Below are 14,577 nucleotides of genomic sequence, written 5' to 3' on the forward strand. Positions count from 1 at the left end.
TGGCCTACAGCTTCGCTTTGACCTCGTCCGTATGCTGCCCCAGCAGCGGCGCCGCGAACGGCTCCGGGCCCGGCGTGCGTCCGAATTTGATCGACTGCGCGACGCCGTGGTAACGCCCCACCACCGGATGCTCGATGGTGCCGACGATGCCCTCGGCCAGTACCTGCGGATGCTCGAACATGTCCTCGATGCGCCGCGCCGCCGCACAGGGCACCTCGTCCCCGAACAGCTGCTCCCACGCCATCGCAGCCTGCCGCGACAGGGCGTCGTGCAGTTTCGGCAGAATTTCCGCGGCGTGTTCGGCGCGCTTGCGCACGGTGTCGTAACGCGGATCGTCGGCGAGCGCCTGCAGGCCGGTCTTCTCGCATAGCGCGCGCCAGAAGCGCGGCGTATTGGCAGAGATATAGATGTAGCCGTCGGCGGTGGGATGGATGCCGGTGACGCCGCCGGAACGCATGTCGCGGCCGATGTCGAGCGATTCGCCCTCGGCCCAGATCAGCCGCGCCGACTGCATGGTGAGCGCCGCGCGCAGCAGCGACACGCCGACGAACTGCCCCAGGCCGCTGCGCTCGCGCTCGTACAGCGCCGAGGACACGCCCGCGACGACCAGCGCGGCGGCGTAGTAGTCCACCACCGAGCCGTAGATGATCTCCGGCGGACCGCCGCGTTTGCCTTGCAGCGCGCACATGCCGGTCATGGTCTGCAGCACCTGGTCGTAGCCGGCCTTGTCCTTCATCGGCCCGGTTTCGCCGTAGCCGGTGACAGCGCAGTAGATCAAACGCGGGTTGATCGCGGTGAGCTGCTCGAAGTCGATACCCAGTCGCTTGGGCACGCCCGGGCGGAAGTTGTGTACCAGCACGTCGGCGTCGCGCACCAGGCGCAGCAGCACCGCATGGTCGGCCGGCTGCTTCAGGTCCAGCACTATGCCGCGCTTGCTGCGGTTGACGCCGAGGAAGGCCCGGCTCTCGCTCGGCAGCGTCGAAGGATACTGGCGCAGGTTGTCGCCGCCGGGCGGCTCGATCTTGAGCACATCGGCGCCCTGGTCGGCCAGCAGCGTGCAGCCGTAGGGGCCGGCGATGTACGCGCTCAGGTCGAGCACGCGGATGCCGTGCAGGGGACCGCGCGCGGCGGTGGCCGGATCAGGTGAAGTGCTTTCCATAGGCCGCGTATCCGCGTTCCTCATCTCGTGTCGCGCCTACTTTGCGCCCGCGTCGCGCCTGGAAACAGGCGCGGCCGATATGTTCTGTCAGCACGATCGCTTGTTTCACCACGGCGGCTCCGGCGCGAGCTGCATCCAGGTCAGGCGCCACGCGCCGTCGACGCGCCCGCCGGCGCGGTAGTACGGCTCGAAGTACAGCGGCGCGCGGTATCCGGGGCGCAGTTCGATACGTGGCACGGCGTCGCCTTCTTCCGGCGGCAGCACGGTGAGCCAGTCGGCGGGATCGCCGGAAGGCAGGCGCAGCGTTTCCTCGATCTTGAAGCCGTCGATCAGCCCGGTGGCGTAAACCAGCGGGCCGCGCGTGAGGCCGAGGTAGTCCAGGCGCAGTACCTGCTGCCGTACCGGCTCGCCGTCGGGCGCGCGCGACTCCTGCACGTTGCGATGCACCGCGCGATGCGCGCGCGCGGCCATCGGGAACTCCAGCGTCACTTCATCGCCGTCGCGCCACTCGCGCTCGATCGCGGCATAGCGTCCCGGCACCGCCGCGATGGACTCGCCGCCCACCCGCACCTTGGCGCCTTCGGCCCATGACGGGATGCGCAGCTTCAGCACGAAGCGCGCCGCAGTCTGCAGGCGCAAGCGCAGCAGCACGCTCCCGTGGAAGGGATAGGCCGTGTGCTGTTCCAGCACGACCTCGCCGGCACCGGGCCAGTCGAATGCGGCGCGGCCGGGACCGTACAGATTGACCGCCACGCCGCGCGCGTCGCGCAGATACGCGACACCCGGCAGTTCCTCCAGCGCCATCGCGCCGCTGGACTTGCAGCAGCGCCAGTACGTGGTGTGCACGCGGCGGCCGTTGGGGAAGACGTAGTAGCACCAGTCCTCGCCGTCCGGCGCCTGCGCGCCGAGCAGGTCGTTGTAAGCGGTGCGTTCGATTTCCTCGGCGTACTTCGGATCGCCTTCGATCAGCAGCAACTCGCGGTTGAGCTGCATCCAGGCCAGGCTGGAACAGGTCTCGACATAGCCATAAGGACTGAACGTACCCGGCGCATTGAACACTTCGCGCGAGCGATGCATCACGCCGCCCCACGGCCCGCCACCGAGCGTGAGGTGATGCGTGCGGATGCTGACCCACATGCGGTGCAGCGCGTCGCGGTACGACGGCTCGCCGGTAGCTTTGTACAGCTTGGCCAGCCCGACCAGGTTCCACGCCAGCTGGTAAGCCTTGCCGGTGGCGATCTCGGCGGCATCGGCGCCGGCCTCGATGCGCGTCAGCAGCGCGAGATCGCCATGCGCCTCGGCTTGCGCCAGCACCCGCTTCGCCAGCTCGAGATAGCGCGGCTCGCCGGTGGCGAAATAAAGCGCCATCGCCGGATCCAGCAGCACCGTCGCGGACAGGCCGAAGTGGTTGCCCAGCGCGGTGATGTCGATGCCGCCCTCGGTAAGCGTGCGCCAGCACAGGTCGCCGATGCGGCACGCCGCATCCAGCCAGCGCGGTTCGGCGAAGTGCTTGTGCGCTTCGACCAGGCCGAGGATCAGATAAGCATGAGTCCAGATATCCCAGGTGCGCACGCTGGGCTCGCCGTTCCAGCTCGGCGGCTTGGGCGGCTGCGGGCGCATGAAGCGGCGCTCCGGCGCGTAAGTGCCCAGATAACCGTCCGGCTCCTGCACCGAGATCAGGCAATCGGCCACATGGCGCAGCCGCGCGATGAGCGCCGCGTCGCCACTGCGCGCGGCCGCCTTGGCCGCCGCATACAGCCATTTGCCTGCGTGCTCGCCGTACCAGTCGCCTTCGGTGTTATGCGCGCGCCGCTCAGGCGCGAACAGCGCGATCGCGGGGCTGTGTTCGTCGACGATGAAGTGCGACAGGCGCCCGCTTGCGTTCGCGGCCAGGGCATCGCCCAGCGGGCCATCCAGGCGGACGGCGCCTGGTGACAGGGCGTGAAAGTGCTCCCGCGCGCTCACGCCGCATCCACCACGCAGCGGAAGCCCACGCAGCCCGAGCGATCCTTGCCCGGCGCCATCAGCAGGTACTTGCCGTGCTGATCGAGCCGATAGGCCTGCGGAAAATACCAATGCGAGGTACGCGGCTGATAGCTGCTGCCGCCGCGCAACACGGCGGCGCGGGTGTGCTCGTCGAGGTATTCGTCGGTCCACTGCCATACGTTGCCGACCAGGTCGAGCAGGCCGAACGGACTGGCGCCGTCCGGATGCGCGTCCACGTCGTCCGGCGCACGCAGCGTGCGGCCACGATTGACCTCCGGCACCTTGCTTTCATCCCACGCGTTGCCCCACGGATACAGGCGACCATCGGCACCCTGCGCCGCGTACTGCCATTCCCACTCGTGCGGCAGGCGCTTGCCCGCCCACGCGGCATAGGCGCGCGCATCCTCGATCGATACCCACGTCACCGGCTTGTTTTCCCAGCCGCGCGGCGGCGCGCCGTTCTGCCAGTGGCGGAGGAAGTGGTGCGAGTCGGCCGGCCTCCAGCCGCTGGCCTCGAGGAAGGTGTGGAACTGCGCATTGGTGACCGGCGTGCGGTCGATGTAATACGGCTTCAGCGACAGGCGATGGCGATGGCCGCGTCGCGGCGTGTTCTCCCACGGATACTGCACGTCATTGCCGGCCCAGGTCTGGCCTTCGATCTCGATGCCGCCGACGGCGAAATCGAAGTCGCCGCAGGGAATCGCCACCATGCCGTCCGGTGCGGAGGCCGCCGGTGCGGTGGGCGCGATCGGGCGAAGCTGCTGCGGCAGCGGCGTCCAGGCGGCGGAGAATGCGCGCAGCGGTGTCGCCGCAAGCTCATGCATGCGCGCGAGAAAGGCATCCAGCCCGTCCATCGACGCGCCGGGCGCCAGTGCCAGCACGGCACCGAAGCCACGCGCCTCCATGGCGAACGACAGCACGGCACGCCCGTTCTCGATGCGTGGCTTCAGCACCGTCCCGTGCCACGCATCGATGTAGCGCGTGCCTTCGCGATGCGGCACGGCCAGCTGGTCGCCCTCGATGTCGTACTCGTGGCGATTGACCAGGTTCCACACCGTGTAATCGTCCAACGGGAAGCGCGACGCGAAAACGCCATGCTGCAACGTCCGCTCGTACGGACGCCAGGCCATGCTCACCATCGCCGGCGCGAACTGCCGCTCGATCGCCGCGATGCGCCGCAGCGCTTCGGCATCGCGCGGCGTGAGCTGGTTCCAGATACCCCACACGTTCTCCCACGCGTTGTAGCCGACGCCGTTGAAGAAGATGTATTGCAGGTCGTGGTTGCGCTCGCGGCCCCAGCGGTTCTCGTAATTGATCATGTGGCGCGGTTCGAGCCACTTGAACTTCGCCACCGGCGGGATGACTTCGTTCGGCGCCTTCTTGCCCCAGCTCTGCACGTTCCAGATCAGCTGCTCTTCGGCGCTGATGGTGGATTCCGGCTGCAGCACCACGGGACGGCCGGCCGCAGCGCAGGCGTCGAAGAAGGCGCGCGGCACGCCGTTGTAGGTGTCGCCGTTGAGGCCATCGGCGCCGACCGCCTTCACCAGCTCGGCCGCCGCGTCCCAGTCGGGCTGCCCCTGCGGCCGCGTGCCGTGGTCCCACGGCATGGTCGGCAGGAAGACGCGTACGCCGCGGCGGTGGAAATCCTCGATCGCCCCACGCAGGCCATCGAGTCCGCCGGGCAGGTCGCGCGCCAGGTCGAACTGATTGCGATCGTCGATGCCGATGTTGGGATAGACGTACCACAGCAGCACGCTGTCGATGCCGCCGTAGCGCTGTTCCAGATCGTCGAGGTAACGGTCCACGGTATAGCGGCCCGCGTCGGGATCGTAGAAGTAGCGGTCCTCCACCATCATCTGCGCGTGCACGAAGTTGCGCTGCGCCCATTGCAGCTCGGGACGGCAGTAGTTGGCATCGTCGTAGCCGATGCGCGCCAGATGCTCGCGGCGCCAGTCCTCCAGCTCCGCGATCCAATCGTCGGCGGTGCCATCCACGTCCATCTTCCAATGGCCGATCTCAGCGAACGGCCAGCCCGGCGCCTTGCCCGGCGGGGGCAGGTAGCGGCCGGTGGTGACGTGGGAGAACTTGAACTCGGTCTTCACCGGACGGGGATTCTCCGGCCCGGTGCTGGCGTCCTCGTCGTGCGGATGGTCGGTGGCGTGGCTCATGTAAGCGGATTCGGCAAGGTGAAGGAATCAGGCGAGGCCGGCGTAGGCCGCGAGCGCGTCGACCGCATCGTGGTCGCGCGAGGCGAGCAGACGCTGCACCTCCTCGCGCGCCGGCACGCCGGCCTGCGCACCCAGGCGGGTGCAGGCTAGCGCAGATGCGGCGCAGGCGCGGCGCAACGCCGCCGCGAACGGCAGGCCAAGGTTGAGCGCGGCGACCAGCGTGCCGCAGAAGGTATCGCCGGCGCCGGTCGTGTCGATGGCATCGACGGCGAAACCCGGTTGCAGCAGGTGCCGGCCGCCCACGCGCGCGCAGCAGCCGCGCGCGCCGAGCGTGACGACGACGGCTTCGACATCCAGCGCGGCCAGGCCGGCGGCGATACCGTGCACCCCGCTGATCGCGGCCAGTTCGCCCTCGTTGACGATCAGCAGGCGGCAATCGTCCAGCAGGCTCAGCGGCAGCGGCTGCGCCGGCGCGGCATTGAGCGCCACGTAGACGCCGGCACGCCGCGCCGCGCGCGCCCAGGCCTCGACCGTGGACAACGGAGTTTCCAGTTGCAGCAACACATGGCTGATGCCGGCGAGCGGCGGCAGGTGCTCCGGTCGCAAGGCCGCGTTGGCGCCGGGCGCGACGGTGATGGCGTTCTCGGCGCTGTCGGCCAGGCACACGAAGGCCACGCCGGTGGATGCGCCAGCGACGCGCACGATCTGCGGCGCCACGCCGGCCTCGCGCAACGCGGCCTCCATGGGTGCCGCGTAGGCATCGTCGCCCAGCGCCAGCAGCATGCGCGTCGGCGCGCCGCCGGCGCGGGCACAGGCCACCGCCTGGTTGGCGCCCTTGCCGCCGGGAAAGGTGGCGAAGGCGCGACCCAGCACGGTCTCGCCCGGCGCGGGCACATGCGCGGCGCGCACCACGAAATCGAGATTGGCCGAACCGGCCACGAGCACCGCACCGGATGAGGTTCCATCCATCACGGCAAAGCCTGGTAGACGAGCGCGTAGAAACCGCGGCTCAAGCGCGGCAGATCCTTGCCGCCATCGTCGCGCGGCAGGTGCTGCAGCAGCAGAATGGCGAGCAGGTCTTCGCGCGGATCGATCATGTAGTAGGTGGACGCGGCGCCGGACCAGCCGAACTGCCCGACCGAACCGGGCAGCCCGCGCCGCGCCGGATCCAGTACCACATAGCCGCCCAGCGCGAAGCCTTCGCCCGCGTTGAACTGGTTCACCGGCGGGTCGAGCATGGTCAGGTGATTGCGCAGCATCAGCGCCACGGTCTTGCGGCCGAGCAGCCGGTGACCTTCGAGCGTGCCGCCGTTCAACAGCATCTGCGCGAAGCGCGCGTAGTCGCCGGCGGTGGAATACAGGCCGCCGGCGCCGCTGGTGTACGCGTTGAGCGACGCACCAGGATGGGCGGCGGCGGGACCGTCGGCGATACGCAGATGGCCATCCGCGCCCATGGTGGTGATGTCGAGCACGCGCGCACGCCTGGCCTGCGGTACCGCGAAGCCCGTGTCGCGCATGGCCAGCGGATCGAAGATTCGTTCCTGCAGAAAATGTTCGAAGGACTGGCCCGACACCACTTCCACCACGCGCGCCGCCAGTTCCAGCGATGCGCCGTCATAGCCGAAGCGCGACTGCGGATCGGCGGCCAGCGGCACCCGGCTCATCCGCTCGGCGAAGCCGGAGAGATCGCTCGCCCCATGCGGATCGATGCGTTCCATCCGCCGCACCGCCGGCTCGTCGCCCTTCACGCCCGCCGGATAACCGGCGGTATGCGTGAGCAGCGCATGCAGCGTGATGGGCTGGTCCGCATTGCGCAGCACCGGATGGCTGGCGTCGCCGCCCGTCATCACCTGCGGATGGTCGAAGCCCGGCAGATAGCGCGACAACGGATCGTCGAGCGACAGCTTGCCTTCCTCCATCAGCATCAGCACGGCGACGGTGGTCACCGTCTTGGTCATGGAGTAGATGCGGAAGATGGCGTCGCGCCGCAGCGGTTCATGGCGTGCCAGGTCGCGATAACCGTAGGCCTGCCAGTCGACGATGCGCCCGTGGCGGGCGATCAGTGCGACCGCGCCGAGGTAGCCGTCGGCGCCGGTGTGCTGCTCCAGATAGGCGTGCAGGCGTTCGAGCCTTTCCGCGGCGAAGCCTTCGTCTTTCGCCGCAGCGGCGGGCAACGGCGTTTCCGCCGCCACCGCGGCGCCTGCGCACAAGGCGACGGCCGCCATGAGGGCGGCACGTCGCGCATGCGCCAGCCAGGCCGTCACAGCGTGACGGTATAGGTCAGCGAGGTCATGCGGCCGCGGCCGGCCCAGTAGTTCTGATAGCCCGCCAGCTGCGACCAGCTGAGGATGTACTGCCGGTTGAACAGATTCTCCACGCCCAGCGACAGCTTGCCGTGCTTGCCGAGGTCGTAGTTCACGCCGAGGTCGAACAAGGTGTAGCCCTTGGTCTGTTCCGAGTAGCTGAACTTGGTGCCGTCGTAGGCACGCGTGTCGCTGCCGGAGATGTCGCGGCTGAACAGCGTGGTGAAGCCCAGCGTGGCATCGGCATTGGGCAGGAACTTCCAGGTCGCCGCGGCCGCGAACTTGTCGGGATTGATATCCAGCACGCCCATCGGCTTGTTGAGGCCGCCGGCACCGTAGCGGCCGGCCGTATCGGCCGACCAGAATGCTGTCTTGCCGCGGATGCGCGAGTACAGGCCGGTGAGCTTGAACGCCTGATTGAACCGCCACTCGCCGGTCAGCTCGGTACCCTCGATGCGCACCGGCGCGCGGGTCAGGATGAAGTCCGTGGTGTGCGGATCCACCGCCAGCGAGGAACCGAACGGTGACTTGGACACGTAATGCGTCGCGCCGAACGCGCCGTGGTCGCCGTGCCAGTTGAAACCGCCTTCGTAGTTCTTGAACACGATCGCATTGAGATCGCGGATACGGTCCACCGACTGCCCGGGCGTGTTGATGTTGCGCAGCGGGATGCCGATGTTGGGCAAGGTGAAGCCTTCGCTGTAGGACAGGAAGGTGGACCACTGGTCGTCGACGCGCCAGATCGCGCCGAAGTTCTTCAGCCCCTCTTTGTACTTCAGCCCGCCGCCCTGCACGAACACGCGGTTGCGATAGTAGGTGGTGGTGTAGCTGTTGACGGTGAGCTTGTCGTCCTCGCGACGGTAGCCGGCGCTGAGCGTCACCGGACCGAGATCCCACGACAGCTGCGCGTACGGCGCTACGCTCTTGTAGTCCATCGGCGGCACCCACAGGCGGTTGGTCAAGGCCAGGCGCTGCTGCGCCTGATCCTTGCCGAAGTCGATGCCGGTATGCAGCTCCAGGCCCGTGATGTTGAAGATGTCCGGCCGCGTCCACGACGTGCGCAGCCCTTTCTTGTGCACCACGATCTCCGACTGGTCGTACAGCGTGCCGAGCGGGGCGATCAGCGGGTCCTGCTTGTCTTCGGTGTTCTCCGGCAGGTAGCGCATGGACTGGTCGGCCTTGTAGGCGTTGATGTCCAGATAGCCGCCGAAGAACTTGTCGTTGGTGTATTGCAGCTGGTACTGCTTGAAATCGTTGAACGCGTCCTTCGCGCCGAAGATGTGCCCCTTCTCGGAGGTGTTGGTGCGCGGCACCGCGCACGGCGGATCGTCGGTGGGGCCGCGGCAGCCGAGCACCTGGATGTACTCGCCCTTGCCCTCGATGCGGAAGCGGCTGACGCTGGCCTGCAGGCGCTGCTCGTCGTTCTCGCCGAAGTTGAAGCCGACCTTGGCGTACAAGTTCTTGGATTCGGAATCGGCCAGCGAGCCGCTGGTGTTCAGGCCGATGCGGCGGCCATTGCCGTCGTAGCTGATGCCGCGATCGATGTACGAGGCGGACAGCAGCGCGTCGAACTCTTTCTGCTTGTGCGTGTAGGTGGCGCCTACCTTCCAGCCGCTGCTGTCGCTGTGGCCCTGGGTCTGGTAGCGCGTGGTCAGGGTGACCTCGTCGCCTTCCTTGGTCGGCGTCTTGGAGATGTAGTTGATGATGCCGCCGGCTGCGCCGATGCCTTCGGAGGCGGACGGACCGTTGATCACTTCCACCCGCCCGATGATGCCCATGTCGGTGAAGGTGCCGTTGCGCGTACCTTCGCGCAGCGGCGACCCTTGCGGCACGCCGTCGAACAGGCGCAGCGGGATGCGGCCGCGCAGCGTTTCGCCGGTGTTGCTCATCGCCTGCGAGGACTCGGCATAGCCCGGCACCGAGCGCGCCAGCACCGCCGTCGCATCCTCGGTCACCAGCAGGGTGTGCTGGATCTCTTCCTTCGACACCACCGTGATCGCACCCGGGATCTCGTCGATCGCCTTGGGGCTGCGCGTGCCGGTGACGATCACCTGCTGCAGGTTGACGGCTTGCTTTTCCTTGCCGTCCTTCTTGGTGATGGCATCGGCCTGGGCAGCGCCATTGGCGGCGTTCGCGTCCTGCGCCTGCGCGCCGACGGCGTAGGCAAGCAGGATGCCGCTGATGGCGGCGGTGAGTGGCTTGATCATGTCGTGTCTCGTCTTGGTGCCGCCTTGCGGCGGGTCGGCGCGCGGCGCGCCGGGGACGGTGCTTCGTCTGTTTACTGGCGACGCCCTCCCCCAGGCATCCCGACGGCCCATGTCTTCTTATGCGAACCGCTTGAGCAGCTCGTACTGCAACCACGTTGGATTGCGAGCGAGCCTATGCGCTTCGCCATCGGCATAGAACCGGCGCGGACTATGTTCAGAGGCTAGTTTTTGTTGCTTACGAAGGAAGCGGATGTATGCGGCGATGCAGCACGAAACGTGCTTGCCGCGCGCGTCAGCGCGATCGGGACTGCATGGCCTTTTTGCTTTCCTGCAACAGCACGGTGACCAGGCGCACGCGTACGCTGGAACGCGACCACACGATGCCGATGCGTCGCGGCACCGCGGGGTTCGGCAAGGGAATACGCGTCAGCTGCAAGCCTTCCGGCCAGGGCTGCGCCCAGTCCGGCACCAGCGACACGCCCAGGCCGCGATCGACCATCACGGCGATCGCATTGAGCGCATTCAGTTCGAAGCGTTCGCGCGGCACGATGCCGTTCGCGCGCAGGTAGTCGTCGGCCTGGCGCCCGCCCCATTGATTGCGGTCGTAGCGGATCAGCGGCTGCGTCGACAGCAGTTCGTGCGGATCGCGGCCGGCCATGCTTCTGGGCGCCAGTACGATCAGCGGCTCTTCGCGCAGCAGCAGCCATTCGCAGGTCTTGGGCAGCGGAAATGGCGCCTGCAATACCACCGCCGCGTCCAGCTCACCGGCTTCCACCGCGCGATACAGGTCAACCGAATAGCCCGGCTTGATGAAGACGTTGATCTGCGGGAACGCGTCCACCATCCGTGCCAGCACGTCGGGCAGCATGCCGGCCAGCGCCGTCGGGCAGGCGCCGAGGCGCAGTTCGCCGGAGACGGCGCTGTCGTTGGCGACGCTGCGCAGGTCCGACACGCTGCGCAGCAGTTCGCGCGCGCGATCGAGGATGCGCGAGCCTTGCTCGGTGACGCTCACCGTGCGGCCCACGCGCGCGATCAGCGAGGCGCCCAGCTCGCGTTCCAGCGTACGGATCTGTTGCGCGACGGCTGCCGGCGTCACGTTGAGCACGCGCGCTGCCGCCGCCATCGACCCCTGGTCGACGACGGTCACGAAGGTGTTCAGGAATTGCGTTTCCACGTGCCGCCCTCTTCGGTCTTGCCCCCGCGGGGACGATGGGAGAGGGGAGAAAAAGCGTCAAGGGCCGGAAGGCGCACAAGAATGAAACTCTTCTCCCCTCCGAGGAGAAGATGCCGGCAGGCAGATGAGGGGCGGGTGCTTGAGAAAGAGGCTCTGCGGAGCTAGACGTGCTCTGAAGAAAGCTTCCCGCTTCTACGCTCCGTAGGTCCCCCTCACCCCAGCCCTCTCCCCGCAGGGGAGAGGGAGTTAGAAGCGGTCAGTGCTTCGGCCTGGAATAAATCGTCAAGCCTTCCAGCGACCGCGTTGGCGCCGGAAACAGCAGGCTCGCCAGATAGCCGATCACGATGCACAGCAGGATCGAGATGGCGAGGTAGAAGTATGGATGCACCAGGTGGAACGACCACGCGATCAGCGTCAGCACGATGCTGGAGGCGATCCCGATCGCCACGCCCGGCGAGTTCGCGCGCCGCGTGAACATGCCCAGCGTGTAGGCCCCCGCGAAACCGCCGCCCAGCAGTCCCGCCAGCTCGATCGACACGTCGAACAGCGAATGGATGTCGAAGCGCGACAGCAGCAGGGCCGTGCCGATGCCCACCAGGCCCACCGCCACCGTCATGATCTCGGCGATGAACACGCTCTTCTTCGGCGAAGGCTCCTTCACCAGCTTCTCGTAGAAATCCACCGAGATCAGCGTCGCCACGCTGTTCATGATGCCCGAGAGCGTCGCCATCGCCGCGGCGAAGATGCCGGCGATGATCAGCCCGGTGACACCCATCGGCAGCTCCGCCGCGATGAACAGCGGAAACGTGGCATCGATCGGCAGCAGCGGATTCAAGCGCTCTGGGTTGTTCTTGTAGAACACGAACAGCGAGGTGCCGATCAGGTAGAACACGAAGCCGCCGGGAATCATGATCGCGGCGAACATCCAGATCGAGCGGCCGGCCTCCTTGTCCGACTCCGTGGACAGCGTGCGCTGCATCAGGACCTGGTCCTTGGGGAAGGTCAGCACCACGTCGAACAGCACCAGGAAAAGAAAGCCCCACACCGTGGCCTTGGTCAGGTCGAAGCTGAAATCCAGCAGGTGCATCTTGTGGTTGGCGGTCGCCGTGGCCATGAACTGGCCGATTCCGCCGTGCAGATGCCACACGATGAAGCCGATCACGAACAGCGCGCCGCCCATCTTCACCAACACCTGCACGAAGTCGGTCCAGATCACCGCCTTCATGCCGCCCATCGCGGTGTAGACGATGGTGAACACGCCCATCATCACCACGCTCGCCGTCACGCTGATGCCGGTGATGGTGGCGATGGCCAGCGCCGGCAGGAACAGGATCACGCTCATGCGGCTGCCGATCTGCGTGACGATGCACAACGCGCTGGCCAGCATGCGGATGGCAGGATGGAAGCGCGTTTCCAGGTACGAGAACACCGACATCAGGTCCAGCCGGCGCAGCAATGGCACGATCCATACCGCCACGAAGGCCAGGCCGAGCACGGCGATCAGGTTGTTGGTGAGGTAAGTCCAGTTGCTCTCGAACGCCTTGGCCGGAATGGCGATAAAGCTGATCGAGCTGGTGTTGGCCGCGTACAGGCTGATGCCGGCGGCCCAGAACGGAATGCTGCGGCCGCCCACGAAGAAGCTGGCGGTGCTGTTGCGCTTCTCGCGGATGTAGAAGTACAGGCCGATGCCGAACATCGCGACCAGATAGACCAGGATCACCACCCAGTCCAGCCACTTCAGCAGCAACTTGCCGGACTGAAGCTGCGCCGCGCGCACGTCGTAACCCGCACTGGACCGCTGCGCCCATGCGAAGCCGTCGGGCCATGCGGCCATCACGGCATCGGCCGCGGGCATGGCACCCGGCAACACGGCCCAGGAGCCGGTGATGATGTGGAAGGTCATCGGCCTGACACCATCGGGCGTATCGACCAGGTAGAGCAGATGCGCCTGGCCCAAGGCGCGCGGCGCGGCGGACAGCAGCGTGCCGGGGACGGCACCAGCGTCGCTCCAGCCTTTTGCGGCCGACCAGCGCCACAAGTGCTGCCCGCCTTCGCGCGCCACCGCCACGAACAGGTTCGCGCCCTGCGCCACCAGCGACAACGCGGGTGCGTTGCCCGGCCAGGCCGGCAGCTCGGTCCACCCGGAGCGCGGTTCGGCCTGGCCGGTACGCCAGACGCGCGGCTTGCCGTCTGCTCCCATCCCGGCAACGAACAGGGCCTCGGCCGAGATCGCGCCATGCGGATCGGCGACCGCCACCGGCAAGGCAGGCAGCGCGGCCGCATCGAGGCGATCGCCGCGCACGTGCAGTTCCGCCAGCGCGACGCGCCCTTGATCCTGCGACATCAGATAGGCACGCGCGCCGTCCTGGACCAACGCGACGTCCGCGGGCATCGCCGCCGGCCACGCCAGCGCCAGCCAGCGCTGGTTTCCAGCATCGAGGCGCCAGGCCTGACCGGATGCGATCGCCACGGTCTGGCCGTCGACGACTGCCATGCCAACCAGCGGTTGCGCGGTGGCCAGCGCGGGCAGGTCGGCGCTATGCAGCGGCGTAAGGCTTTCAGCATGCAGGGGCAGCACCAGCCAGGCGAGACAGAACAACCACAGGCGGAACACGTTCGGCCAGGCCTCTCGATGCTGTCGCGGAAGAAATGCCCTCGCGGTGCGCGGCACCGCCGTCACGGCTTGTGTGCCGCGGCGAGCAAGGCCTGCGCCCGTTTCAGGAAAGGCAGGTCGACCATCTTGCCATCGACCATGAAGGCGCCGCGACCCTGATTGGCCGGCTCGCGCGCGGCGGCCACGATGCGGCGCGCGCTTTCGAGCTCCGCCTCCGACACCGCGAACGCCGCATTCGCCAACGCCACCTGGCGCGGATGGATGCAGCTCTTGCCCAGGTAACCCAGGCGTCGCGCCATCGCTGCCTCTTCGCGATAGCCCGCATCGTCGGCCACGTCGGCATAGGCGCTGTCCAGCACGAACACATCCGCCTGCGCCGCGGCCATGCGCAGCGCGAACAGCACCGCATGCACGCTGGCCGGGTCGCGCCGCTCGATGCCGTACGGCTCGAACATATCGGCCAGCCCCAGCTGCAACCCCGCCACGCGCGGATGCGCGCCGGCAATGGATGCGGCCCGGGCCAGCGCGCGCGGCGTCTCGATATTGATCAGAAGTCGCGTGCGGCGCTGCATGCCGCGCGCGGTTTCGGCGCGCGCGACGAGATCCACCGCCGCGCGCACCTCCTCGGCGGATTCGATCTTGGGCAGATTGAGCAGGGTGACGCCATCGCCGACCACCGCGTCGACATCGTCCGCGAAGTACGGTGTGGATGGCGCATTGGTCCGCACGATCATCAGCTTGGGCGACTGTCGCGCCGGCTCGGTGGCGAGGAACGCCGCCACCGCGGTGCGTGCGGCGCCCTTCAATTCGGGAGTGACCGAATCCTCCAGGTCGAACGACAGCGCGTCCGCCTCGCCGGACAGCGCCTTGGCGAACAGCTCCGGCCGCCCTCCGGGGACGAACAGTTTGCTACGCATGGGAGAGGGACGCGGGCATCGGCATGCCCGTAGTGTGCGGCAGCGTCCC

At 67.7% G+C, this 14,577-nt stretch carries 9 protein-coding genes; all 9 read right to left on the reverse strand.

Annotation, left to right across the window (positions count from 1 at the left end; all coding sequences use genetic code 11):
* Positions 1 to 4: 4 nt before the first annotated feature.
* The gene (locus ACNR9O_RS20170) at positions 5 to 1,159 is read right to left on the reverse strand and encodes a CaiB/BaiF CoA transferase family protein (protein WP_473685441.1); all 1,155 of its coding nucleotides are present in this window, start codon (positions 1,157 to 1,159) and stop codon (positions 5 to 7) included.
* A 105-nt stretch (positions 1,160 to 1,264) separates the two neighbouring features.
* Positions 1,265 to 3,124, reverse strand: a complete 1,860-nt coding sequence (locus tag ACNR9O_RS20175; protein ID WP_473685439.1) for a glycoside hydrolase family 127 protein — start codon at positions 3,122 to 3,124, stop codon at positions 1,265 to 1,267.
* A complete protein-coding gene (locus ACNR9O_RS20180) occupies positions 3,121 to 5,313 on the reverse strand; it encodes a formylglycine-generating enzyme family protein (protein ID WP_473685437.1) in 2,193 nt (730 codons plus the stop codon). Before ACNR9O_RS20180 ends, ACNR9O_RS20175 begins: the two co-directional genes overlap by 4 nt.
* Before the next feature lie 27 nt (positions 5,314 to 5,340).
* A complete protein-coding gene (locus ACNR9O_RS20185; protein WP_473685435.1) occupies positions 5,341 to 6,282 on the reverse strand; it encodes a ribokinase in 942 nt (313 codons plus the stop codon).
* Positions 6,282 to 7,538 carry a serine hydrolase domain-containing protein gene (locus tag ACNR9O_RS20190; protein WP_473685433.1) on the reverse strand — a complete coding sequence of 419 codons (1,257 nt, stop codon included), beginning with the start codon at positions 7,536 to 7,538 and terminating at the stop codon, positions 6,282 to 6,284. The genes ACNR9O_RS20185 and ACNR9O_RS20190 overlap by 1 nt, the downstream gene beginning before the upstream one ends.
* 35 nt (positions 7,539 to 7,573) lie before the next feature.
* The gene (locus tag ACNR9O_RS20195; protein WP_473685431.1) at positions 7,574 to 9,823 is read right to left on the reverse strand and encodes a TonB-dependent receptor; all 2,250 of its coding nucleotides are present in this window, start codon (positions 9,821 to 9,823) and stop codon (positions 7,574 to 7,576) included.
* Positions 9,824 to 10,115: 292 nt separating this feature from the next.
* Positions 10,116 to 10,997 carry a LysR family transcriptional regulator gene (locus ACNR9O_RS20200; protein ID WP_473685429.1) on the reverse strand — a complete coding sequence of 294 codons (882 nt, stop codon included), beginning with the start codon at positions 10,995 to 10,997 and terminating at the stop codon, positions 10,116 to 10,118.
* Between the two features lie 256 nt (positions 10,998 to 11,253).
* Entirely contained in the window at positions 11,254 to 13,611 is a 2,358-nt protein-coding gene (locus ACNR9O_RS20205; protein WP_473685427.1) for a sodium:solute symporter family protein, read from the reverse strand.
* 62 nt (positions 13,612 to 13,673) lie between these two features.
* Positions 13,674 to 14,528, reverse strand: a complete 855-nt coding sequence (locus ACNR9O_RS20210) for an HpcH/HpaI aldolase/citrate lyase family protein (protein WP_473685425.1) — start codon at positions 14,526 to 14,528, stop codon at positions 13,674 to 13,676.
* Positions 14,529 to 14,577 lie beyond the last annotated feature (49 nt).

This window comes from Dyella sp. CR10, from assembly GCF_055814425.1.

Bases quoted from the DNA above. Each gene is read 5' to 3' on its own strand.
- ACNR9O_RS20210 (WP_473685425.1), bottom strand. From the start codon at position 14,528: ATGCGTAGCAAACTGTTCGTCCCCGGAGGGCGGCCGGAGCTGTTCGCC.
- ACNR9O_RS20180 (WP_473685437.1), bottom strand. From the start codon at position 5,313: ATGAGCCACGCCACCGACCATCCGCACGACGAGGACGCCAGCACCGGG.
- ACNR9O_RS20195 (WP_473685431.1), bottom strand. From the start codon at position 9,823: ATGATCAAGCCACTCACCGCCGCCATCAGCGGCATCCTGCTTGCCTAC.
- ACNR9O_RS20185 (WP_473685435.1), bottom strand. From the start codon at position 6,282: ATGGATGGAACCTCATCCGGTGCGGTGCTCGTGGCCGGTTCGGCCAAT.
- ACNR9O_RS20170 (WP_473685441.1), bottom strand. From the start codon at position 1,159: ATGGAAAGCACTTCACCTGATCCGGCCACCGCCGCGCGCGGTCCCCTG.
- ACNR9O_RS20190 (WP_473685433.1), bottom strand. From the start codon at position 7,538: ATGGCGGCCGTCGCCTTGTGCGCAGGCGCCGCGGTGGCGGCGGAAACG.